Origin of the sequence: Ruminococcus sp., from assembly GCF_045129435.1 — a bacterium.
Lineage (GTDB): Bacteria > Bacillota > Clostridia > Oscillospirales > Acutalibacteraceae > Ruminococcoides.
Genome location: NZ_JBGVJL010000109.1, coordinates 1 through 24,593, shown reverse-complemented (window position 1 = coordinate 24,593; position 24,593 = coordinate 1). Strand labels below are relative to the sequence as shown.

The 24,593-nt window shown below is 39.7% G+C and carries 20 protein-coding genes, 3 tRNA genes and 1 other RNA gene; 4 read left to right on the top strand and 20 right to left on the bottom strand.

Translation table 11 applies throughout. The annotated features are described in order from the left end of the window. Nucleotides 1–216: 216 nt before the first annotated feature. From ACJMMI_RS05360 to trkA, 7 genes are all read right to left on the bottom strand, one after another. Nucleotides 217–301 (bottom strand) — tRNA-Tyr (locus ACJMMI_RS05360). 37 nt (nt 302–338) lie between these two features. Then, nucleotides 339–414: transfer RNA gene (locus ACJMMI_RS05355), tRNA-Thr, on the bottom strand. Nucleotides 415–1,433: 1,019 nt separating this feature from the next. Next, nucleotides 1,434–1,510, bottom strand: a tRNA-Arg gene (locus tag ACJMMI_RS05350). Between the two features lie 54 nt (nt 1,511–1,564). Beyond that, complete coding sequence (locus ACJMMI_RS05345; protein ID WP_405354182.1) at nt 1,565–3,460, bottom strand: ABC-F family ATP-binding cassette domain-containing protein; 1,896 nt, start codon at nt 3,458–3,460, stop codon at nt 1,565–1,567. Nucleotides 3,461–3,501: 41 nt separating this feature from the next. Further along, nucleotides 3,502–3,879, bottom strand: a complete 378-nt coding sequence (locus tag ACJMMI_RS05340; protein ID WP_405354180.1) for a DUF5658 family protein — start codon at nt 3,877–3,879, stop codon at nt 3,502–3,504. A 45-nt stretch (nt 3,880–3,924) separates the two neighbouring features. Beyond that, nucleotides 3,925–5,370 (bottom strand): TrkH family potassium uptake protein, encoded by a 1,446-nt coding sequence (locus ACJMMI_RS05335; RefSeq protein WP_405354178.1) that lies wholly within the window; start codon nt 5,368–5,370, stop codon nt 3,925–3,927. Between the two features lie 10 nt (nt 5,371–5,380). Next, nucleotides 5,381–6,736, bottom strand: coding sequence for a Trk system potassium transporter TrkA (trkA, locus tag ACJMMI_RS05330; RefSeq protein ID WP_405354176.1), 1,356 nt, complete (start codon nt 6,734–6,736; stop codon nt 5,381–5,383). 358 nt (nt 6,737–7,094) lie between these two features. Here trkA and ACJMMI_RS05325 point away from each other — a divergent pair, with 358 nt between their 5' ends. Beyond that, on the top strand, nt 7,095–8,546 hold the full coding sequence (locus tag ACJMMI_RS05325) for a hypothetical protein (RefSeq protein WP_405354174.1): 1,452 nt from the start codon (nt 7,095–7,097) through the stop codon (nt 8,544–8,546). A gap of 718 nt (nt 8,547–9,264) precedes the next feature. On the opposite strand, the gene ACJMMI_RS05320 is transcribed toward ACJMMI_RS05325, so the two are convergent. From ACJMMI_RS05320 to ACJMMI_RS05270, 11 genes are all read right to left on the bottom strand, one after another. Further along, nucleotides 9,265–11,031 carry an ArnT family glycosyltransferase gene (locus tag ACJMMI_RS05320; RefSeq protein ID WP_405354172.1) on the bottom strand — a complete coding sequence of 589 codons (1,767 nt, stop codon included), beginning with the start codon at nt 11,029–11,031 and terminating at the stop codon, nt 9,265–9,267. A 20-nt stretch (nt 11,032–11,051) separates the two neighbouring features. Next, entirely contained in the window at nt 11,052–12,611 is a 1,560-nt protein-coding gene (locus ACJMMI_RS05315; RefSeq protein ID WP_405354170.1) for an NAD(P)/FAD-dependent oxidoreductase, read from the bottom strand. 25 nt (nt 12,612–12,636) lie between these two features. Then, entirely contained in the window at nt 12,637–13,134 is a 498-nt protein-coding gene (locus ACJMMI_RS05310) for a GtrA family protein (protein ID WP_405354166.1), read from the bottom strand. Nucleotides 13,135–13,304: 170 nt separating this feature from the next. Continuing rightward, complete coding sequence (gene smpB, locus ACJMMI_RS05305) at nt 13,305–13,766, bottom strand: SsrA-binding protein SmpB (protein ID WP_405354164.1); 462 nt, start codon at nt 13,764–13,766, stop codon at nt 13,305–13,307. Beyond that, complete coding sequence (gene recR, locus ACJMMI_RS05300) at nt 13,766–14,368, bottom strand: recombination mediator RecR (protein ID WP_405354162.1); 603 nt, start codon at nt 14,366–14,368, stop codon at nt 13,766–13,768. Before recR ends, smpB begins: the two co-directional genes overlap by 1 nt. Before the next feature lie 2 nt (nt 14,369–14,370). Continuing rightward, the gene (locus tag ACJMMI_RS05295) at nt 14,371–14,721 is read right to left on the bottom strand and encodes a YbaB/EbfC family nucleoid-associated protein (RefSeq protein ID WP_405354160.1); all 351 of its coding nucleotides are present in this window, start codon (nt 14,719–14,721) and stop codon (nt 14,371–14,373) included. A gap of 26 nt (nt 14,722–14,747) precedes the next feature. Continuing rightward, the gene (dnaX, locus tag ACJMMI_RS05290; protein ID WP_405354159.1) at nt 14,748–16,418 is read right to left on the bottom strand and encodes a DNA polymerase III subunit gamma/tau; all 1,671 of its coding nucleotides are present in this window, start codon (nt 16,416–16,418) and stop codon (nt 14,748–14,750) included. A 71-nt stretch (nt 16,419–16,489) separates the two neighbouring features. Further along, an RNA gene (gene ffs / locus ACJMMI_RS05285) (signal recognition particle sRNA small type) lies at nt 16,490–16,588 on the bottom strand. Between the two features lie 598 nt (nt 16,589–17,186). Beyond that, nucleotides 17,187–17,816, bottom strand: coding sequence for a formate/nitrite transporter family protein (locus tag ACJMMI_RS05280; RefSeq protein WP_405354157.1), 630 nt, complete (start codon nt 17,814–17,816; stop codon nt 17,187–17,189). Nucleotides 17,817–17,982: 166 nt separating this feature from the next. After that, nucleotides 17,983–18,987 (bottom strand): GGGtGRT protein, encoded by a 1,005-nt coding sequence (locus ACJMMI_RS05275; protein ID WP_022235207.1) that lies wholly within the window; start codon nt 18,985–18,987, stop codon nt 17,983–17,985. A gap of 20 nt (nt 18,988–19,007) precedes the next feature. Further along, a complete protein-coding gene (locus ACJMMI_RS05270; protein WP_117706745.1) occupies nt 19,008–19,700 on the bottom strand; it encodes an iron-sulfur cluster assembly scaffold protein in 693 nt (230 codons plus the stop codon). Nucleotides 19,701–20,036: 336 nt separating this feature from the next. On the opposite strand from ACJMMI_RS05270, the gene ACJMMI_RS05265 reads away from it, so the two are divergent. From ACJMMI_RS05265 to ACJMMI_RS05255, 3 genes are all read left to right on the top strand, one after another. Then, a complete protein-coding gene (locus tag ACJMMI_RS05265; RefSeq protein ID WP_405354155.1) occupies nt 20,037–20,861 on the top strand; it encodes a hypothetical protein in 825 nt (274 codons plus the stop codon). A gap of 73 nt (nt 20,862–20,934) precedes the next feature. Beyond that, entirely contained in the window at nt 20,935–21,945 is a 1,011-nt protein-coding gene (locus ACJMMI_RS05260; protein ID WP_405354153.1) for a stage V sporulation protein AD, read from the top strand. 148 nt (nt 21,946–22,093) lie between these two features. Continuing rightward, a complete protein-coding gene (locus ACJMMI_RS05255) occupies nt 22,094–22,624 on the top strand; it encodes a phosphatase PAP2 family protein (protein ID WP_405354152.1) in 531 nt (176 codons plus the stop codon). A gap of 568 nt (nt 22,625–23,192) precedes the next feature. Here the strand turns inward: ACJMMI_RS05255 and ACJMMI_RS05250 are convergent. Together ACJMMI_RS05250 and ruvX are read right to left on the bottom strand one after the other, a co-directional pair. Continuing rightward, nucleotides 23,193–23,894 carry an L-2-amino-thiazoline-4-carboxylic acid hydrolase gene (locus tag ACJMMI_RS05250; protein ID WP_405354150.1) on the bottom strand — a complete coding sequence of 234 codons (702 nt, stop codon included), beginning with the start codon at nt 23,892–23,894 and terminating at the stop codon, nt 23,193–23,195. Between the two features lie 314 nt (nt 23,895–24,208). Beyond that, complete coding sequence (gene ruvX, locus ACJMMI_RS05245) at nt 24,209–24,592, bottom strand: Holliday junction resolvase RuvX (protein WP_405354149.1); 384 nt, start codon at nt 24,590–24,592, stop codon at nt 24,209–24,211. Nucleotide 24,593 lies beyond the last annotated feature (1 nt).

The following is a 24,593-nucleotide window of genomic DNA, read 5'->3' as shown; positions in this document are numbered from 1 at the left end:
AGAAATTTTAAGCGTTTCCGTAACCGTATTTTACATATGTTTTCTCACCAAATGCAAAAACAAGCGATAGCTTGATTTACTTTCGCTTGTTCATTTCAATTCTTCTTTTTCGGGTTTACCCCAACTATTGACATAGAGCCTAAATAAACTTACTTTGCTTTTACTCTTATACAAATGTAGAAAAATAAAAAATCCGTCCTCAATGAGAACGGATTTTGGTGGGAGAAGGTGGATTCGAACCACCGAAGTCAGTGACAACAGATTTACAGTCTGCCCCCTTTGGCCACTCGGGAATTCTCCCATATGTAAAGCCTACTGCCTAAACAGTAGGCTTATTTTGGAGCTGGTGGACGGACTTGAACCCCCGACCTGCTGATTACAAATCAGCTGCTCTACCAACTGAGCTACACCAGCGTATTCGCTGTATCAACAAGATTTTGTTTTTATTTTTTGTTTCTCTCGTTGACTGCTCATATATAATACCATACAGAACTCCAAATGTCAACACTTTTTTCAAACTTTTTTAATTTTTTTCAAAAAAAAGTTTTTGCGTACTAAAAAGCGGCTTAAACACTGGGTTTTTAAAACCATATTTATTGCCAAATTGCCTTGCTTTTAAAAAAATTGAAAATTTCTTTAATTTTTTCTTTAAATATTTTAAAAATATTTGATTTTTTAAAGAAATTTGGCATTAAAACAGCAGAAATATTATGTATAGGTTATCAATTTGCTGATTTGATACATAATTTAATTTAAAAATTATTATCAGTACTTCTTAACAGTCGGGTATTTTTGTTTTAATTAGCACAGACTTTATATTCGGACATAAAAATTTGGTCAACCTTTTTCAAAGGTTGTGGGTGTGGGCAAAGCCCACAATACTTTAAACTTACGCAAGGCTTTGATAGCCAAACAGCCAGCTGTTTGGCGGTTTGAACACAACGGCGAAAGCCTTATAATTGCGATAGCAACAAGAAAAAACATTTGTTATATAATGAAAAAATTAATTATTTCTTTTAAAAGGCTGTCGCCTGTTTTGTCAAACTTTGGTGTATCACACAAACAGCAACGCTGTTTGTGCCCGATAGAATGTTATAAAAACAACTTTTCTTGGGCGTTGCCCAAACCCACGAGCCTTTAAAAAGGCTCGACCTAAATTTTATGTTAATTATCCAAAGCTCTCTGCTAAACCATAATTTACCTCGACTATTGAAAAAGAGGCAAAATAAAAGACACCCTCAAAGGTGTCTTTTTGGCCTACCCGAAGTACTTTTCTTTTTACAAAACTTTCTACCTCGTTTATTGCGGCTTTTTCTTAGTCATTCTTTCATCTACGCTCCTCCCTAAAAACAGTCCACCGGACTGTTTTCTTAACGGTCGGCTTCAAATCCCTTTGGGCAAAACAAAAGACACCGCAAGGGTGTCTTTTGTTTTGGCCTACCCGAAGGGATTTGAACCCCCAATCTCCAGAATCGGAATCTGTTGCGTTATCCGGTTACGCTACGGGCAGATGTATAGCCGTAAATTATACGGCTATCTATTAACTTTATTTTATTATCAATCATCAATCAGAAAGTTCTTCCCAAATTGCGAACTGCTCTTCCTGTTCATTCTGCAAATCTTCAAGCTTTTTAGTAAGTTCAATCAGCTTTTCGTAATCCGCTGCCACCTCTTCGCTTGAGAGAAGCTCCTGAGTCTGGGCAATTTCTTCATCGAGCTTTTCAATAGCTTCCTCAGCTTTTTTAAGCCTTGTCTGCCTTTTACGTTCCTCGCTCTGCCTTTGCTTTTGCAGGAAGTAATCGTTCTGAGGCTTCTCTTTCTTAACTACAGTCGCCTTAACTTCGGTCTGCTCAGTTTTCATATGCTCAACATAATAGTCATAGTTGCCTAAATATTCGGTTATACCGTTTTTGTCAAGCACAAGCACCCTGTCGGCAAGCTTATTAATAAAATAACGGTCATGGCTGATTATGAGCAAAGTACCGCTATAGTCGGCAAGAGTTTTTTCTAGTTCTTCTCTTGACGCCGAGTCAAGATGGTTTGTCGGCTCGTCAAGCAAAAGGAAGTTACTGCCCTTGAGCATAAGCTTTGCAAGAGAAATTCTTGCTCTTTCGCCACCGCTCATCTTAGAAAGCGGTTTAAAAACCTCATCACCTCTGAAAAGAAACGATGCAAGAGCACTTCTCACTTCTGTTTGCGTCATCTGCGGGAAAGTATCCCAGATTTCGTCAACTGCGGTATTCTCAAGGTTTAAGTTCTGTTGCAGCTGGTCAAAATATCCTACTGTAACATTTGTGCCATATTCATATTCGCCGGTATCCTGCGGACATTTTCCCGTTAAAATTCTGAAAAGGGTTGTCTTGCCGCAGCCGTTGCCGCCGAGGATAAACACCTTTTCGCCCTTGCATATATGGATATTCACATCAGAAAACAGCTTTTTATCGCCAAATGACTTTGAAAGATTGTTGCACATCAAAACATCTGTGCCACTTTCAATCTTTGGCGTAAAACGCATTTTTACGGTGTCAAGCTCGCTTTCCGGCTTAACAAGCTGAGCCTTGATTCGGTCAGCCTCTTTCTGCTTGCTTGCGGCAGTAATAAAGTTTCTCTCCCTGCCCCAACGCTTTTGCTGTTCCACAATGCCCTCAATACGCTTAATTTCGTTAAGGTCATTCTCATATTTATTCTTTAATGATTCGTTATATGCCTCTTTTTTCTTGATAAATTCTGAATACGAACCCTTGTAGCACATTGTTTTGCAATGCTCAAGCTCAATAGTCTTGTTTGTAACATTATCAAGGAAATATCTGTCATGGCTTATGATAATCATTGCACCCTTAAAGTCACGCAAAAAGCCTTCAAGCCAGTTTACTGCGTTAATATCAAGGTGGTTTGTCGGCTCATCGAGCAAAAGGAAGTTACTTTTTGAAAGCAAAAGCTTTGCAAGGCTAAGCTTTGAACGCTGACCACCGCTGAGATTGCCGACATGCATCTCAAGCTCGGACTCCATAAAGCCCAAACCAAGAAGTGCCGAGCGTGTACGGCTTTTGTATGTAAGTCCGCCAAGTCTTTCGTATTCATCAATAAGCCTTGTCTGTCGCTCTACAAGAGCGTTTAAGTCGCCGTCCTTATTTTCTATTGCGTTGGTAACTTCGGCGATTTCCTGCTCCATATCGGCAAGATAATCAAACACCGACAAAAGCTCATTGTAAATGCTTATGCGTGGGTTATTGCAGGCGTGCTGTTCCATATAGCCTACTACGGTATCTTTTGCAAAAACAACATTTCCCGATGTAGGCGAAATTTCTCCGTCCAATATTTTAAAGAGAGTTGTTTTGCCCACGCCGTTTGCACCAATAAAGCCAACTTTGTCCCTTGACTCCACCTCAAACGAAACATCGGTAAACAAATTTCTTTCTATAAATGTCATTGTCAGGTTGCTTACAGATAATGCGGGCAAAAACAACACCTCCATTTTTACTCATACTTTTTTATTTTACCCTAAAATACGAAAAAGAGCAATACAAAATTGAAAATATGCCAAAGATTTACGAGCATATATATAGAAATACCCACATATAGCATTATGTTTATCAATTTGCTGTCCACAGAACCTGCCCATTTGTTTACAAGACAGCATACTATGATTACCGCAAGGGGAATTATTCCTTTAATTAAGACCGTCTGCCAAAAATCATTGAGCACAGGCTGCATAACCGGATTTGCCTCTGCAAATTGACCGCTTGCAAGTAAAGCCTCTGTACATATCCAATCTGTAATATTGAGAAAATATAGAAAAAATATTTTCTGATAAAAGGTAAATTTAACTCTTTTCTGCTTTTCTTCTTTGTTTAAAGCTATGTTAATTGCCTCTGACATAAAAAATCACCTCACAACTATTATTTGCTGTGAGGTGTATAAATATTACGATTTTTTCCAGGCTGACGGTGCAAACAAAAGCAAAAGCGGGTAAAGCTCAAGTCTGCCTGCAAGCATATCAAAAATAAATACTATCTTTGACAAAATGCTGAAGTCAGCGTAGTTACCCACAGGGCCTACCGCACCGAGTCCCGGGCCTGTATTATTAAGGCTTGCCGCTACCGCAGTAAAGCTTGTGGTAAAGTCCATATTATCAATGGAAACAAGTAAAAAGCTTACTGCAAACAGTCCGATATAAAGTACCAGATACATTGATGTGGTACGCATAATATCGTGATTTACTGCCTTACCGTCCATTTTTACAAGCTTAACATTGCGTGGGTGCACAAGGAGCGAAAATTCCTTTCTTACCTCCTTAAAGAGCAGGATAATACGGGAAATTTTAAAGCCACCGCCCGTACTGCCAGCCGAAGCACCGATGAATGTTAAAATAATAATAACGGTTTTTGAAAGCTCAGGCCATTTATTTACATCTGTAAGGCCAAAGCCTGTAGTCGAAATAATTGATGTTACATAGAAGAAGCTCTGATTGAAAGCGTCATACGGCTTGTAAATTGAGCTGATATTAAATGCAATAATTGCAGTCGATACCGCTACAATTCCAAGATATATCCACAATTCCTCAAATTTTACTGATTGCTTGAATTTTCTTGCAATCAGACAAAGGTATACCGAGAAATTCACGCCAAACAAAAGCATAAATACGGCAATTACCATTTGTACATAGTAGCTGTCAAATGCCGCCGCATTGCTGTTGTAAATACCAAAGCCACCTGTACCTGCGGTTGAAAAGCTTGTGTTTATAGCTTCAAACACATCAAGTCCGCCAAATAAAAGCAAAATAAACTCAAGTGCTGTCAGCGTAATGTAAATGCCATAGAGCATTGTTGCATAGTTTCTCATTCGTGGCACTGTTTTGCCGATAATCGGACCGGGGCTTTCGGCTTTCATAAGGAAAATATTCTGCTGTCCGCCAAGCTTTGGGATAATTGCAAGCAAAAAGACAATTACGCCCATACCGCCTAACCAATGCAAAAAGCTTCGCCACATAAGCATACACTTGCTCAGTGCCTCTACATCATTAAGAATAGTTGAACCTGTTGTGGTAAAGCCTGATACGGTTTCGTAAAAAGCATCTATAAATGACGGAATCTCTCCGCTAAGCCAAAACGGCATACAGCCTGCAAAAGATAACAATATCCAGCTTAGTGCCGTTGCCGCAAAGCCTGCCTTTTGGTAGAGCACCATATTCTGCGGCTTTTTTACCTTTACAGCAATTACACCGAGGATTGCACACACAATACCCGTAACCACAAAATATATTGCCTCTTTTTCGCCGTAAATCAGGGCGGTTACTGTGCCTATCTGCATTGCTATTGACTCAACAATAAGCACCCAACCGAGAATATAAATAATACTTCTTTTATTCATAGCTAAGACCTCAATGCTTTAAAATATCATCAAGGTCGCTAAGGCCTTTATGCTTAGTAATTACAACTACAGTATCATCGCAGAGGATTTTATCACTACCCTGTGGGAGAATGATTTTTCCGTGACGATTGATACTGATAACCTGCAAGTTATCCTTTAAATTAAGCTCCTGTAGCGGAATACCCGTTACTCTTGATGTACTGCGTACTCTGAACTCAAGTGCCTCTACAGCGTCATCATTAAGCTTATAAAGGGTTTCAACATTACTGCCCAAAGAATTTTGCATTGCACGAATATAGCTTGCAATATACTCACCTGTAAGATTTTTAGGGTGAATAATTGTCTTGATTTTTAATCCGTGAAGAATTGAATCAAAGGAGGTATTGTTTACCTTTGTAATCACCTTTGCCTTTGACACGCTCTGAATATAAAGGGAAATAAGAATATTTTCCTCATCATAATCCATAAGTGCGGCAACGCCGTCTGCGTGCTCAATTCCCTCGCTCAAAAGCAAGTCCTGATCCATACAGTCGCCCTGAATGACAACTGCCTCAGGAAGAATATTTGTAAGTTCCCAACAGCGATTAGGATTTTTCTCAATAATTTTTACATTTGCACCGGAATCAATAAGATTTTTGGCAAGGTAAAAAGATATTTTACCGCCACCAAGCAAAATAACATCTCGGCTTCTGCCGATTGCCACGCTGATACGCTTAAAGAATTTTGCCGCTACATCAGCCTTTGACGCAACCGATATTCTGTCACCGCCAAGCAGCACAAAGTCACCGTTTGGAATGAATACCTCATCACCTCTCTCAACAAGGCAAATTCTCACTTTGCCCTTGAGAATGTCAATCTGGCTGATTTTTTTATTTGCTATTGCTGAATTCTCAGGAAGAGCCACCTTAATAAGCTCAACAGAACCTCTTGAAAATGTATCAATCTCAAGAGCACCCGAAAATCTGAGAAGTCTGCTCATTTCTTTTGCTGCCGTAAGCTCCGGATTAATAGACATTGAAAGGCCAAGAGTATCCTTAATGCGGTGAATATCTGCCGAATATTGTGGGTTTCTCACTCTTGCTATTGTGTGTGTAGTACCCGCAGCCTTTGCCATAAGGCAGGTATAAAGATTTACCTCATCGAGAGCTGCCGCTGCAATTACAAGGTCAGCCTTTTCTGCCCCTGCCTCTGCAAGCACCTCATACGATGCACCGTTACCCTCAATTCCCATAACATCAAGGGAATTTGAAAGATTTTGCACAGCGTTTCGGTCAATATCAACCACAACTATATCATGTCCCTCGGCATTAAGCTGGGACGCTATGGATGTGCCGACTTTACCGCATCCGACAATTACTATCCTCATATTATTACCTCATCAAAAAAGGATTGCAAGCTCGCAATCATAATTCTAACTAATAATACACCAATTAAATACGAAAATCAATACAAACTCTGTAAAATGTGCGTTTATCAAATTTAATTTTTACCAAAATTTCGTTTTATAGTTTTATTTTTGTTTGGTATTTGCTATATTTAATAAATGCTTTTGTGTATTACCACTTAAAAAAGCAAAAATATACATAAATGTTTGAGTACAAATCTCAATTGAAAAAGCAACATTTATGTGGTAAAATACTGCTATTGCAATGTGATATTTTTATATTATGATAAAATACTACATTGTGAGTGGTATATTATTATTGATTGAGGTATGGTAAAGAATGAAAAATTTAACAAAAAAAGTATTTGCTTTTGCACTTACAGCAGGCGTTGTAGTGTCAATGGCAGCAACATCTGCATTTGCGGAAAACACAACCACTGTTTCAACAGGCACAGGCATTAAAAACGAGTTCCTTGAAATTAATACCGATGATTCCAGAAGCGACTTTACAATTTATGCACTTGGTGAATCAGGAGACAAGAAAAAGCTTTTGTTTAATTCCACATCAAACTTTACTCTGAAACTTAACGGAAAGACAAAAGATTTTTACTGTAATGACAATAGCAGCGTTGTTGAGGGTGACAGCATAATTGATGTTGACACTTCAAGAACCGGCATCAATACAACAAGAACACTTTCATTTATTCCAAACAAAGTAAACGGAAACAAAAATATCGTTGAGATTAAGTTTGAAGTTACCAATGTTTCAGATGAAAGCAAGGAAGTTGCCGGACAGATTATGCTCGACACAATGCTTGACGATAACGATGATGCACCGTTCAGAATTCCGAATGTCGGAGCTGTAAAAACAAGAAAGCAATTTGAGGGTGACAATATTCCGGCATCATATCAGGCTTTTGATAATCTTGAGAACCCAACTATTGTTTCAACAGGCTTTTTTGCTACAGGCTCATTAAAACCGGACTATGTTCAGTTTAATAACTACATAACATCCGCCCGTAAGTATGCACCTGAATGTGATACAAGTTTGAGTCTCGGCGATAGCGTAGTAAACTCTATTTGGTATCCTGTAACTCTTGCTCCAGGTGAAAGCAAAGACTTTGTTACATATTACGGTCTTGGTGAACTTGAGGTTACAAAGGGCAGTCTTACACTTGGTGCAACAAGATCAACAAGTAGTTTTGAAGCAAATGACGAAGGTAACGGATACAAGCCTTTATCAATTACTACATATCTGAAAAACTCAAGTAATGTAGATGTAAATAACGCAAAAATTTCATTTGATCTTCCGCAGGGTGTTACTCTTTCAGGTGACAGTTCAGCAAACTATGATAAACTTGTTCAGTCAGAAGAAATGCAGAATACATGGACTCTTCACGCTGAGCCGTCATATGTTGAGAAAACCGTAACAGTTAAAATTTCTGCTAATGCAGATGACATTGACGATGTAGAGCCGATTGAATATTCATTTACAATTCCTGCTCTTGAGCGTCCTACAGAACCAACTACAGAGCCTACTACAACCACTACAACTGTACCGGAAACTACAGCCGCTCCTACTACTATTGCTGCTACCACAGCAGAACCCACAACACAGGCAGTAACAAAAGCAGCTACACCTGATCAGAAAGCTGCAACCGCTGATACTGCGAAGACTGAAAATGGTAAAGTATCAACAGGCGACAGCCGAGCTTCATTTGCATTGCTTGCAACTGTTGTTTGTGCCGCAGGTTTAACATTAATCGTAAGCCGTAAGCGTACAGAGAAATAATTAAATCATTAAATGCAATCCCCATGCTACTATACAAAATCAGTAGCATGGGGATTTTTTGTGTATTCTGTGTTCTACGCATAATAAAAACTTTTGCCTTAGAAATAAGAAATAATACGCTGACTTATAAATCAAACAAAGAAGGTTCTATTTTTATGTTGGGGTAACATTGATAAATTATTGTTTGCTTATGCAAAATCTTAATAATAATAGAATTTAGGTCGAGCCTTTTTAAAGGTTCGTGGGTTTGGACAACGCCCAATAAAAGTTGTTTTTATTGCAAATTTTTAGGCACAAACAGCAACGCTGTTTGTGTGCTAAGGCTAAGTTTGTCAAAGCAGGCGACAGCCATTTAAAAGAAATAATTCATTAATAAAGAATAATGCCTTTTTGTGTTGCTATCGCAATTATATGGCTTTTCTCGTTGTGTTCAAGCCGTCAAACAGAAAGCTGTTTGGCTATCAAAATTTTGCATTAGCTAAAGTATTGTGGGCTTTGCCCACACCCACAACCTTTGAAAAAGGTTGACCAAATTTTTATTTCCGAGTAGAGAGTATATGCAATTTCAAGCTTTTAACTCCCGATTGTTACTAAGTCATTGTCGGGAACAAGAAAATTATTATTTTGCAAACTATCTTCTCGTAATAAAAAACATAATTTATCAATGTCACCCCAACATAAAAGCAAAAAGCCCTCAAAATGAGAGCTTTTTATCTGTTTATGGCATTGCTACTATGTAATAAACAAGTATAGACGCAACGCTGAATACTGCTGTTAGGGTGTAGATTGCACCTCTTGCAACAGATTTATATTTTTTGTCTGAACCTTTGCCAAAATACTGTACCGCAAGTCCTGTAAAGAATGCACCCAGTATTATAAGAGGAACTGCATATCTGATGTTCTCTGTGCAAACAAATGGGAACTGGAAGCAGAAAATGTAATAAGATGCAAAGAATACTACATATATCAACGCAAGGAATATCTTCTGTACAAAACCGATTGGTGAATCTTTTCTCTTGCAAAAAGCGAAAATCATAGCACCAAAGCCAAGCACACCAATGGCAACCGCTGACCAAAACAAAATTATATTAAAGCCGGCAATTCTCGGATAATTGCTTGTGTTTATAAGCTCATCAAACATTGATGTCTTGAACAAAGCAACAAGCGGATTGTATTCATTATATGACGCACCGTAGGTTACAAACTGGTCGCCAACATTTGAAAACTGTCCTAAACTAAAATCAAACAATCTTTTCAAAGTCGGCAGATTGCCGATATACTGGTCGCTTGTAGGTGAAAGTGCAGGCACATATGTAAGCGGAACTCCGAATTTCAGAAGATTTCTTACCTGCCACCATAAAGCAAGCGGTGCACATACAACGCCAAAGCATAAAAACTGCACTATAAACTTTTTAAAGCTTTTTATATTCTTAACGAATACATAAATAAACACAAACGCAATAGCAGGTGCAACCATCCATACAGAAAGTTTGGTCATCATTCCGAGTCCTACGCAAATTGAAATTGCCATAATTCTCGGGAATGTCGGTTTTTTGTACCAATAAAGTGTGTTTAAAATTGCTCCAAGCATAAATGTAATTGATAGAATATCGTTATTTATGCTTCCTGCCATTATATAAAATGTCGGGCAAAATGCCACAATAGCAACAGCACACACAAGGCCTCTGCCCTTTAAGCCTAACTGTCTGAAAATCTTGTAGGAAAGCACCATACAGATTGATGAGTAGAAAAGTGTGAGAATCTGCACATTTTCGCCTGCCATATGATATTCAATACCTACTAAGGTTTGCAAACGCATCCACACTGCTGCAATGATATGGTGAAGCGGTGGATGATAAAACTGCCAGTGTGTTCTCACATCAAAATCAGGCAAATTGAAGTTTTCATAAAAATATCTTATGTAACCGCAGTGTCCGATTTCAATATCAAAATTTCCTACATCGTGCTGTCTTACCGAGATTTCAGTATATAGCACATACGCAAGTCTTACAACAAAGCCTAAAGCAAAAATCACCATTATAAAGGCTTTGTCGCTCAGTTTGTCTGTGCAGGCAAGATAAATAAGCACAAGTGCCGACACAAGCAAGCCATAGTTTAATATATGAAAAGCAATCGAACCATTCATTAACACTATAAAGAAAAATCCTAACGCTCCCACAAATGCGGCAAGCGACATATACAATGCCATTCTTTTTCTGCCGTCATTAGTTTTTGCGTTTTTTGAGCTGAAATAAATTCCTGTAGGCACACCGGCAAACAGAATAATAAGTGTTGGCACAAGTGCAAATATCGGGAAAAACCTGCCAAATGTAACACTTGTGGTAAGCACTGTACTTGCAAGACATAAAACAGCAACCACAATATACGGGTGTGAAATAACTGCCTTTACAAAACCGCTGCACGGGTGATTTTTAGGAGGGATATATTTCTCCTCCACCGCCAAATGATTAGCTACAAAATCCATAAGACTACCTCCAAAACCAATTACTTCGTTTCGTGGTATTCTTTTTCTGTATTTACATTCCAGATAGAATTTTTATCTGTATTGCCGCTCTTAATTGCCTCAGCGGCACGAATAGCGGTAAGCATTGAGTGATCCATATTATTATAGCGATGCTGACCGTTTCGACCTACGCAGTAAAGGTTTTGGTATGTATCAAGATATTTAATAAGCTCGTCCATCTGAGCATATGTATCAAAATAAGCAGGATATGCCTTTTTAACTCTTTCACGATGTGAATCGAGAACCTCGCTTGAAGTGATAACACCCATTGACTCAAGCTCCTTAGTTGCAAACTTAATGCACTCTTCATCGCTGAGGTTCCAGAAATCATCACCTTCGGCACAGAAGTACTCAAGACCGATCCATACTGTATTTTCAGGGTCTTCAACCATATACGGCGACCAGTTGTTGAAAATCTGAATTCTGCCAAGCTTAACGCTGGTCTCCTGAACATAAATCCAGCAGTCCGGAACAATATTGCTGAGAGTTTTCATCTTGGTTTCATTTTTAAGGTTAAGCTTGTTAACAAGAAGACCAACAGTAACGAAATCTCTGTAAGGGAGATTTTCGGCAATGTACTTGATTTCCTTTGACGGCACATCACCGGTCATACCCTCAACAAGATCCTTAACAGGCATTGATGATACAAAAATATCGCCCTCAATAGTCTTTTCACCGTCAGGAGTGCTGCATACAACGGTAGTAACTTTGCCGTCCTTGCATACAATATTCTTTACGCTGTGGTTTTTAAGAAGCTTTGCACCACGCTCTACGGCTCTGTCGGTTGCAATCTCCCAAAGCTGACCCGGACCGTACTTCGGGTACCAGAACTGCTCGATAAGTGAGGTTTCAACCTCTTTTGATGACTTCTTACCGCCGAATGCCTTTGAGAACATATCCTTTAATACTGCTCTGATTGAAAGTCCCTTTACACGCTGTGAACCCCAGTCGGCAGAAATCTCACTTGGGTGTCTGCCCCACAACTTTTCTGTATAGCCCTCAAAGAACATTGAGTAAAGCACCTTACCAAAGCGATTGATGTAGAAATTTTCAAGAGAATCTTCAGGCTTTTTAAACATTGCAGACTTTAAGTAGCTGAAGCCGGCTTTCATTGTGGTGAGAAAGCCCATATTTTTAATTGTTGATGCAGACATTGTAACAGGGTAGTCGAAGAAATGCTTGTTGTAGTAAATTCTTGAAACTCTGTCACGCACAAGAATAACCTTGTCGTCCTTTTCAGGGTCAGGGCCGTTTTCTGCAAGAGGCTTTTCTCTGCCGAGAACCTTATCGTCATATGACGGCTTGCCCTGTACAGGCATAAGCTCGCTCCACCAGTTCATTACCTCGTCACTTTTTGAGAAAAAGCGGTGACCGCCAATATCCATACGATTGCCGTTGTAGCGTACTGTCTGAGAAATACCGCCTATACGCTCAGTTTCCTCAAGAATAGTAACATCGTACTCACCGTTTGTATCCTTTAATAACTCGTTTGCCGCTGTAATACCGGCAGGGCCTGCTCCAATAATAATTACCTTTTTCATTATATTTCCTCTCTAATCACAAGAATTATTTTTTACTCTTATCAAACAAAATAAATTTTCTGCCGCAGAAGTTCCACAAAAATACTACAACTGTAGAAACAATTTTACCGATGTGGTAATACTGAATGCCCCAAAACCAAAAATACTTTGTTTCGCCGTTTACCACAGCAGACTCGCCGCCAAACACAAGACCTGTGGCAAGCGGATTTTGGAAAAGCCAAATAATTGCTGCGTTTATTCCAAGTCCGATTACACCGATGAGTGCAAAGGCAAGAAATTCTGCAAATTTATTTTTTATTTTTGAATTTTTAAAAATCCAAAATGTACTGAGCAGGTAATTTACCACCAAGCCGGCAATAAATGAAATTGTTGACGAAACAACCGGATAAATCGAGAAAACCTCAGTTAATAAAGTCATTACGCCAAAATCGACTACAAAGGCAAAGCCGCCTACAAAGCAATACCTAAAAAACTGAATAAATGTATTGTCGGTATCGCCAACAAATAAGCTTTTTATTTTCATAAAATTTTCCTTTCGCATTGCAGAGCAATACTGTTTTTTCCGCACTAAGCTATTATATAATTTTAATTCAAATAAAGCTAAAAGTCAATCATTTACGCCATTTTTGTACAATTTAACAGCAAAAAATAATACCGCTGCAACAAAACTGCAACGGTATATTATGTTTAAAATTAATATCTGCTTTGCTCTTTAATGGCTCGCTCCATATCACGCTTTGCGGAGCGTTTTGCCATATCCTCTCGTTTATCATAAAGCTTTTTACCTTTGCAAAGACCTACCTGCACCTTTACCTTGCTGTCTTTAAAGTAAAGGCTTATAGGAATCAGCGAATAGCCTGTTTGCTTTACAATGCCGAAAAGGCGGTTGATTTCTTTTTTGTGCATAAGAAGTTTACGAACACGCATAGGGTCACGATTAAAAATATTGCCGTGGTCATAAGGAGAAATGTGCATTCCGTTTACGAAAATTTCACCTTCAACTATAGAACACCAGCTGTCTTTAAGGTTTACTCTGCCGGCTCTGATTGACTTTACCTCTGTTCCGCAAAGCTCAATGCCTGCCTCAAAGGATTCTTCAATAAAATAATCGTGATGAGCCTTTTTGTTCTGTGCTACTGTTTTTAATGAAGCCATTATATTTCACTCCTGCCTTCAAGAGCCTTTGCAAGTGTGTATTCGTCTGCATATTCAAGGTCACCGCCAACAGGAATACCATAGGCAAGTCTTGTTACCTTAACACCGAGCGGCTTTAACAGCTTTGAAATATACAAAGCTGTAGCGTCACCCTCAACTGTAGGGTTTGTTGCCATAATAACTTCTTTGACATCATCACCGTTAAATCTTGCCAAAAGCTGTTTTATAGTGATATTGTCAGGGCCGATTCCGTTAAGAGGTGAAATTGAGCCATGCAAAATATGGTACACACCGTTATATTCGTGTGTTTTTTCAATCGCTGAGGCATCACGGGGAGTTTCAACCACACAAATCACCGACTTATCCCTTGCAGGATTTGCACATACAGGGCAAAGCTCCTTGTCTGTAAGGTTACAGCACTCTGCACAGTAGTGGATTTTTGTGTGGGCGTCGGTCACAGCCTTTGCAAGTGCTTCTGCCTCCGGTTTTGAGAGGTTAAGCACATAGTAGGCAAGCCTTTGTGCGGTTTTGTGACCAATACCGGGCATTCTTTCAAACTGCTCCACTAATACTTCAAGCGGAGCAACATTATAATTAGACATTATTAAAACATTCCCGGAATGTTAAGTCCGCCTGAGATAGTTTCCATTGTGTCTTCCTTTTCCTTGCGTGCAGCTCTTAAAGCCTCGTTTGTTGCTGCAATGATAAGGTCAGAAAGCATCTCTACATCTTCCGGATCAACAACATCCTTAGAAATATCAATCTTTGTAAGCTCCATTTTACCTGTAACTGTTACGCTTACTGCACCGCCGCCTGAAGTAGCCGAGTATTCTTTTGCCTCAAGCTCCTGTGAAGCCTGCTCCATATCGTCCTGTAATTTCTGAGCCTGACGAGCGAGCTGCTGAATGTTGTTTGCTCCGCCGTTGCCGTAACCCTTTGGTAATCTTGCTTTCATATTAAAAACATCCTTTCAAAATTCATTTATTCTTGTGTTATTTCAACTCCGCTGCCCTCAAGGCTCTGCACAAGAGTGTTGAGCGGGTCTGTTTTTTCAACTTTTTTAGGTGTTGACCTTTTGTAAGGCCCAAGGCTGTAATTTTTGCCTGTCAGTTCAAGCAAAGCCTGCTTGATTTCTGCCCTTCTGCCATTTTGTCTTAATAAGTCAAAGGCAAGCTCATTATTTGTGTCAATCAAAAGATAATTTCCGCTTTCATATGCTGTTGAACCTGCAAAGGCTGCGGCTATTGACCTTGAAACCGACTTTAAACTGTTTACTACCTCCACCCATCTGGCAAAAGGTACTGCATTATCGTAAAGCTCGTCAAGGTTTACACTCGCCCTCTGCACAACAGGCTTAACCTCCGGTGCCGGCTTAGCAACAGGTGCTTTTTTATGCTCCGGCTCAGGCTGAGCATACGGGTCTTCTACAACCTGCGGTACAGGCTGCGGCTTTGGTGCTGCGTCTTGCTCGTTTTGCTGAGCAGGCTGTGCATAATTCACCGTAATGCCACGCTTTACCGCTTTTTCAAGTGCGGTAACTCTGGCTGTGAGTGCCTCAACTGTGCCGTCAAGCTCGGCTGACGAAAGCTTTACAAGTGCCATTTCAAGCTCTGTTCTGTCGCCTGTTCCCTTGCCCATTCGCTGATATGCCCTTGAAAGCACATCCATATAGAAAACTATATCTGCAAGTGAAAGATAGTCTGACTGCGTAACCGCCTGTTCAAACTCATCGTCTGACATTATCAGAATATCTCTCGGATTTTTGATTGTTTTAATAAGCATTAATGCTCTGAAATGCTCAACAAACTCATCACAAAGCCTTGCCATATCCTTTGACTCGGAATAAAGTCTGTCGATAAGCTCAAGCGACTTTGTCGGGTTTTTGTTGATAATTGCTGTTGCAAGCTCAAAAAGATAGGTTTTCTGCACAAGTCCGGCTGCATTGCGGACAATTTCCTCATCAATATGTGAGCTTACAGCAAGACAGCTGTCAAGAAGTGAGAGTGCATCTCGAAGTGCACCGTCTGCAACCGAAGCAAGCATAAGTGCCGCCGGCTCGGTTATCTCTGCGTTTTCCTGAGATACTACATACTCCACCCTGTCAGCTATTGCCCTTGGCGGAATTCTGTGGAAATCAAAACGCTGACATCTTGAACGAATTGTCTGCGGAAGCTTGTGAACCTCAGTGGTGGCAAGTATAAAAATAACATGCTCCGGCGGTTCTTCAAGCGTTTTAAGAAGAGCGTTGAAAGCCTCTGTGGTGAGCATATGCACCTCATCGACAATATACACCCTGTATTTGCACTTGGTAGGCTTAAACTGCACCTCGTCAATTATCTGACGAATATCGTCAATCTTACGATTAGAGGCGGCGTCCATCTCAACAATATCAAGAATACTGCCGTCATCAATTCCCTTGCAGATTTCACATTCACCGCAAGGATTGCCGTTCTGCGGATTAAGGCAGTTTACAGCCTTGGCAAGAATTTTTGCACAGGTGGTTTTTCCTGTACCTCGTGAGCCTGTAAAAAGGTAGGCGTGGTTAAGTCTGCCAGAGGAAACCTCGTTTTGCAGGGTGGTGGTAATATGCTCCTGTCCCGAAACATCGGTAAACACAGCAGGTCGCCACTTGCGGTAAAGCACTCGGTACATAAAAAACACCTCTCTTCAATAAAAAATGCAAGCCGTCAGCCGAATAATTATACGGCATCATGCAAATAAGTGAACGACAGACTTACTGCATCGCATCGGCAATACTGCTTAATGCTGCTCGGTTCCCCGCCTGACATGATTCACAGACCCCAATCGTACAGGGCCTGCCGCTCACTTAGTTGCACGCTTAACTGGCTTGCAATTACTTTGTAAGTATAGCATAAATTTTTAATAAAATCAATACCTTTTTAATAAAAATGTTGGTTCTATAATAAAATTTAGGTCGAGCCTTTTTAAAGGCTCGTGGGTTTGGGCAACGCCCAAGAAAAGTTGTTTTCATAACAATTCATATGGCACAAACAGCGTTGCTGTTTGTGTGCTAAAGCAAAGTTTGACAAAACAGGCGACAACCTTTTTAAAAAAATAATTCATTAATAAATAATTACGAATGATGATTTTTTTGTGTTGCTATCGCAATTATAAGGCTTTCGCCATTGTGCTTAATCCGCCAAACAGCTTGCTGTTTGGCTATCAAAACTTTGTGTTATATAAAATCTTTGTGGGCTTTGCCCACACCCACAACCTTTGAAAAGGTTGACCAAATTTTTATGTCCGAGTATAAAGTCTGTGATAATTCAAGCAAAATTTCCCGACCGTTGCTAACTAACAATTTACCCCAACTATTAAAATAGATCCAAATTGTAAAAGGTCGGCAATTTCAACAACTGCCGACCAAATATTTTTACACATTCAATGTTATATTCAAATTTATTTTTTAACTTTTTCCTTATACATTATAGTAAATGCTCGGAAAATAACAGAGCCAATGCCGTTTGCAACAGATACTATTAATATGTAAACAAACATCTGTGCCACCTGCTCAAGTGATGACGCTGCATAAGAAAAGTAGCAAATATCCGCAATACTATGCTCAAAGCCAGCAAAGATAAAAGCCGGAATACCAAGGAAAATTCCGAGATATTTACCGAGAGCACTGTTGTTTGAGCTATAATTTTCAACAACGATATACATAATCATACCGCAGAAAATACCGAGAATAAAGGTCTGCAAAAAGTTTTGTGAAAGCTTGTTTTCTGCAAGAATTGCAGCAGCCTCGTTATATTTTGGACTTGCAAATCTCAGCGGAACTGTTGTGATAAGACAGCCTACAAGGTTGCCAAGCCAAATCATAAGACAATTAGGTTTATTTTTAGTCGGAATGATGTAGCCGATTTTGCCTGTAAAAAGGTTAAAGCCAAATGCACATATGCCAAAAAGTCCCAGACAGAACAAAATTGAACCAAACATTTTATTTTCTGTTGAAATAAAAGCCGTAACGCCCAATCCAATCATTACCCCGGCAGGTACGGACTTTAAAAAAGTGTTCCAATTACTCATATTATAACCCCTTGTTACTTTATACCATAACTTGCAATTCAAAAATACCGATTAATAAGTTTATGACATTTATTACTTGTTATACATTTGTCTTAATCCGGACTCAAAACGAGAGGTCACAGAAAAAGCTCTGCGACCTCTCTAATTGCATTAACCGAAAGGTTTATTATTTATTTAATCCCTCGTAAACTGCAACTGCACAAGCAACTGTAGCACCTACCATTGGGTTGTTACCCATACCGATAAGGCCCATCATCTCAACGTGAGCAGGAACTGAAGATGAACCTGCAAACTGAGCATCACCGTGCATTCTGCCCATTGAGTCTGTAAGACCGTATGAAGCAGGGCCTGCACCCATGTTATCCGGGTGAAGTGTACGACCTGTACCGCCGCCTGAAGCAACTGAGAAATACTTAACACCGTTCTCAATAGCCCACTTCTTGTATGTACCTGCAACAAGGTGCTGGAAACGAGTTGGGTTAGTTGAGTTACCTGTGATAGATACGCCAACATTCTCGTGCTGCATAATAGCTACGCCCTCACGAACATCGTCTGCACCGTAGCAACGAACAGCAGCTCTTTCACCGTCTGAGAAAGCTCTCTCTTCAACGATTTTAAGCTCTGATGTGAAGTAATCAAACTGAGTCTTTACATATGTAAAGCCGTTGATTCTTGAAATGATGTAAGCTGCATCCTTACCAAGACCGTTAAGAATAACCTTAAGTGGCTCTTTTCTTGCCTTGTTAGCGTTACGAGCAATACCGATTGCACCTTCAGCAGCAGCAAAGCTCTCGTGACCTGCGAGGAATGCAAAGCACTTTGTTTCATCTCTGAGAAGCATTGCACCTAGGTTACCGTGACCACGACCAACATTTCTCTGCTCAGCAACTGAGCCAGGGATACAGAAAGCCTCAAGACCGATACCGATGCACTCAGCAGCCTCGGCAGCTGTCTTAACGCCCTTCTTAATAGCTACTGCACAACCAAGTGTGTAAGCCCAACCTGCATTCTCAAATGCGATTGGCTGAACGCCCTTAACGATGTCATAAGCATCAAAACCCTTGCTGTTGCAAAGCTCTCTTGCCTCTTCAAGACTTGCAATACCGTATTCGGCAAGGCACTTCTCAATTTTAGGCATTCTTCTTTCCATACTTTCAAATGTAACTGCCATTATAGTGTCCTCCTACCGAATTATTCTTCACGAGGGTCAATGTACTTAGCCGCATTATCAAAACGACCGTACTGACCGATGTTGTTTTTGTAAGCTTCGTTTGGCTCTACACCGTGACGAATGTCCTCGAGCATTTTGCCAAGCTTTACGAACTGATAGCCGCAAACCTCGTCATTCTCATCAAGAGCAGTCTTGATTACATAGCCCTCAGCCATTTCCATATAACGAACGCCCTTAGCGTTTGTGCTGTACATTGTACCAACCTGTGAACGAAGTCCCTTACCGAGGTCCTCAAGACCGGCACCGATTGGAAGACCGCCCTCTGAGAAAGCTGTCTGGCTTCTGCCGTAAACGAGCTGCTCAAAGATGTTCTTCATAGCTGTGTTGATAGCATCACAAACAAGGTCTGTGTTAAGGCACTCAAGCAATGTCTTGTTAGGAAGAATTTCAGCAGCCATAGCAGCTGAGTGAGTCATACCTGAACAACCAATTGTTTCTACAAGAGCCTCTTCTACGATACCGTCCTTAACATTAAGTGTGAGCTTGCAAGCACCCTGCTGTGGTGCACACCAGCCAATACCGTGTGAAAGACCTGAAATATCCTTAATATCATAGGATTTTACCCATTTACCCTCTTCAGGAATAGGTGCAGGACCGTGTTTTGGACCTTTTGCGACAGTGCACATCTTTTCTACTTCATTTGAATAAATCATGTGTACTTCTCCTTTCGATTATTGTTGAGCCTCTACACTCATACACATTTATTATAATGCGAAATATCGCATTTTTCAAGCATTTTTTACAAATTTTATCCTGCTTTTAACAGGAATATTTCGGGAAATTTTTGGGAATACTTTGCAATGTATATTTATATTTTATATAATTATTGTTAATTTTTGTCCTATAGTGTGCAAAACTTAAACTTGCAAATTTAAAAATTTTGCATTTTTAACATAAGTGCAATATATAGTTGAAATAATCAATAAATTATGCTATAATTTAAAATACGAGCGTGTGAACGCAAAAATAAAATATAAAGGCTGATGAGGATGAAAAAATTCTTTGACAACAAGCTAAATACTGTACTTACAGTTATTTTGGGAATACTGATACTGACACTTGTCGGACACACAGTTATTTCCGCACTTACTACACAAACAAAACATGCTGTTTCAACCGCTGACACAGCATATAAAAGCAGAATTAACCCAAGCATAGTAAAAATTGCTACAGCGGATACCGCAACAAGTGAGCCTACCGAGACGGCTACAACAAAGCCTACAAAACCAACACAGCCTGCCTCAACTCAGGCAACTACCGTTAAGCCTTCAACCACTGCAACAACAAAGCCAAAGGCTACCAAGGCTTCAACTGCTGCTACAACTCAGGCAGCTACTGTTCAGTTTGCAACTGCAATCCCTGTTGCAGAGCCTGCCGATTATAACGAGCAATGGAACGCAGGCTATCTTGTAGCTATTGACAATCCTGACAAAACATATAAATGCGGACAAGTAACACTCTCTGACCACGACAGAGATTTGCTTGAAAGACTTTGTATGGGCGAGTTTGGCTCAGGCGGTTTTGTTGGTGCTTCTCTTATTGCACAGTCTGTAAAAGACGCTATGTGCTTTGACGGTTTTACAAGTGTAGATGCAATCATCAGGGATTACCACTACACAGGCAGTACAGACATTCCTGCAAATGACGCTTGCAAGCAGGCAGTCAGATATATTTTTGACGAAAACCACGATGCTGTTCAGCACAGAATTCTTTATATGTACAACCCTCTTCTCGTTGCCAGCGAATTTCACGAGAGTCAAAACTACATTCTTACCTATGAAGATGTAAGATTTTTTGACCGCTGGGGTTATTGATTTCACTCATCACGCTAATAATATAAATAATATACTCCCTTTTGCAGATAATAGTGCAGAAGGGAGTTTTTTTATGATACGAAGAATCGGAGGGCACACACTTGGTTTTGAAGAAATGCCGTCTATTATAGGGTACGCCTCTGTTGCAGGCAAAAAAGAGAGTGAAGGGCCGCTTGGCAAGGGCTTTGATAAAATCATTTATGACAGCTACAACGGCAAAAACACATACGAGCAGGCTGAAAGCACCTTGCAATTCACCGCTGTTGAAACCGCTATGCAGAAAGCAGATGTCAAGGCTGAGGATATTGACTACATTTTTGCGGGCGATTTGCTCAACCAATGTATTTCGTCAAGCTTTGGTCTGCGTGATTTCAACATTGCTTACCTTGGTCAGTACGGGGCTTGCTCTACAATGGCTCAGGGCTTGCTGATGACTGCTGTCTTTGTTGAAAGCAATGCGGCAAATACCGCTGCCTGCGTTACATCTTCTCATTTTGCATCGGCAGAAAGGCAGTACCGATTTCCGCTTGAATACGGAGGGGTGCGAACTCCTACCGCACAATGGACGGTTACGGGTGCCGGATGCTGTATTGTCAACAATTCTAAAAAAGGTGCTTGCATTGCAAGAGCAACCGCCGGCAAAATTGTTGACCTTGGCGTTACGGACGCCAACAATATGGGGGCAGCAATGGCACCAGCTGCGGCTCAGACATTTATAGATTATTTTGCCGACACCAACACAAAGCCGTCAGATTATGACGCAATTTTCACCGGTGACTTAGGTTTGGTAGGAAGTCGGTCGCTATACGATTTGCTTGCACTTGAAAATATTGATATTGAGCCAAAGCATTATGACTGCGGTATGATGATTTTTGATTTAGAGGGACAAGATGTTCATGCCGGCGGTTCAGGCTGTGGCTGTGCCGGTTCGGTGTTCTGCTCTGAAATTTTAAATTCCGTAACAAGCGGAAAATACCAAAATATCCTGTTTATGGCAACAGGAGCATTGATGAGCCCCACATCATCGGGACAGGGTGAAAGTATTCCGTCTGTAGCTCATTTAATTAATGTAAAATCAAGATAAATTTTATAAAACTACTGTTCAAAACAAAATTCTTATGCTATAATAAAGATGTGTAACGATATTGTTCAAAAGTTTATAATTATTTGTCAAAAATATTAGCATCTTTTGGAAATTCATCAATATCAGCGTTGATTAGGAGTTTTGTTATATGTTCGGTCGAATTCAAACTGTTGACAACAAAGTTCTATATAATATCAGCAGAATGCACAAGCCTGGTTTAACCAGAATTATGGTTACCGCTTCAAGACTTGGCAACGCCGGCTTTGTATGGTGGGCAATCTGTGTGCCGTTCTTTGTTGTGCCGGAGTGGAGAAAAACAGGTTTTAACTTTGTTTTTGCCCTGTGTCTTGCTCACCTTATGGGCGAAATTATCATTAAACATCTTGTAAAGAGGACACGCCCTTGTCATCTCCTTGATGATGAGGAGCAGATTATTAATAAACCAAGGTTTTACTCGTTCCCGTCAGGTCACACAACTGCATCGTTTGCATTTGCTTCAACAGCAGTTCTGAGGTGTCAGCCTGCGGCTTGCCTGCCAATTCTTATGCTTGCATTTTTAATTGGCTTTTCGAGAATCTATCTGAGAGTTCACTATCTCACAGATGTAGTTTGCGGAATGCTGCTTGGCACAACCTGCGGAATTATCTCGGTAATTCTTTTCAATAATATATTTGTTTGATCTCACAAAATTTCAACACTCCCGAATTTTTCGGGAGTGTTTTTTATTTGCTGTTCAAATGTCAAATTAACATTTTGGGAGATATATTTAATTGGGAAAATTAGGGTTTAGCAACGGTCGGGAAATTTTCTTTGAATTAGCACAGACTTTATACTCGAAAATAAAAATTTGGTCAACCTTTTTAAATGGTTGTGGGTGGGGGAAAAGCCCACAATACTTTAAGCTAACGCAAGGTTTTGATAGCCAAACAGCAAGTTGTTTGGCGGCTTGAACACAACAGCGAAAGCCTTATAATTGCGATAGCAACACAAAAAGCCATTCTTCTTTATTTATTAATGAAGTATTTCTTTTAAAAGGCTGTCGCCTGTTTTATCAAACTTTGATGTATCACACAAACAGCGTTGCTGTTTGTGCCTTATAAATTGTAATAGACACAGCCTTTCTTGGGCTTTGCCCAAACCCACGAGCCTTTAAAAAGGCTCGACCTAAATTTTTTATTATTTATCCTAAGCTTTCTGCTAAACCATAATTCATCAATGTTACCTCAGCCTTTATTCCATTATCTGCCTCACTTATTTCTTCTGTAACCCTCTTCATCTATGTATTCCTCATGCTGTTTAAGATATTCGTCTTTATCTCCGCAAATTGTATAATCACATACAGAGCCGTTTGAACAGGTTGTTTTTCTCACGAGTCTTGCGTGAATCAGCTCCATAGCTGTGTAATCGGGATTGCACATAGCCGGCATTACTTCAAGCAGATTATGTTCTTTTGCAAACTCGGCTATCGGGCATTTGGTAAACTCATAATAAATCGGCTCATCTTTTTTGTATGGAGCAACATTCATATCAAAATCATTCCATTTGTCACACTTCTTCTTTGACACTGCAAACGATTTATACATAAGCTTTTTATATATCGGCTTGTTGCAGTCTACAAATTTCAGCATCTTAAATGCCGGTAAAAACAAATTACCCTCCATCTCTTCAATTTCAGCTATAGAAGTCTTGTCTTTGCACACTACATAGTAGCTGAATAAAGCGATACAGTCATAGTTTCCGCCTGCTCCGTTATGAAAATTTTTCTTTCCGCCCAAATCCGTTCTGAAATCTTTTAAAAAATCAACATATTGAAGCTGAACCTTTGTAAAAAATTTTTCAGTCTCTTCGTCAGAATAATGCAAAGAAATTTTACTCAGAATTTCTTTTTTGCATTGCTTGGAATACAATATATGGTGTTCACGGTCGAACACAAGGTCTTTATCTTCCATTCTCCTTTTTCCTCCTTTTTTCAATCTGTTTTTTGCTTTGGCAGTCACAGGTTTTTCACTCAAATTTTTTGTTTATTTTTATACCTTGACATCTGTTTTATACTAATTGTAATTAAAATCTTTCCACATTCAATTATTAACATTAATGTTGAAAACTCCTGCGTTAATTGTTGAATTGTTACATTTCTGTAAAGTATTGGGTGTTACTTGTAAGGTGAGTGTAATTTCCACTATGTTTTAACATTGGTTTTCACATTTTCCACATAGTTTTCAACATTTATGTTAAAAGAAGTGTTAATTACAATTTGTATAATTCAAAAATTTTTGCTATTCTTTCGCCTATCAAGGTAATTTTGCAAAATAATGGTTGCGGCTACCTCGTCAACCACATTTTTCCTTTTCTTTCCCCTTGTGTTTGTATCGTTCAAAAAGTTGTGGGCTGTGATTGTAGTACCTCTTTCATCTTGCAAATCCACCTGCAAACCGGTTTCCTTCTGCAAACGCTCAGCGAACGCTCTTGCGTTTTGGGCACTGTCGCCCTCGCTTCCGTCCATATTCTTTGGAAGTCCCACAACCACAATTTCGGCTTTCAGATTAATTACAGTTTCCTTTACCTTTTCAAAAAGCTTTTCAAGTGACTTTTCAAAAATAACCGTATGCGGTGACGCTAAAAATTCTGTTTTATCGCAAACTGCAATG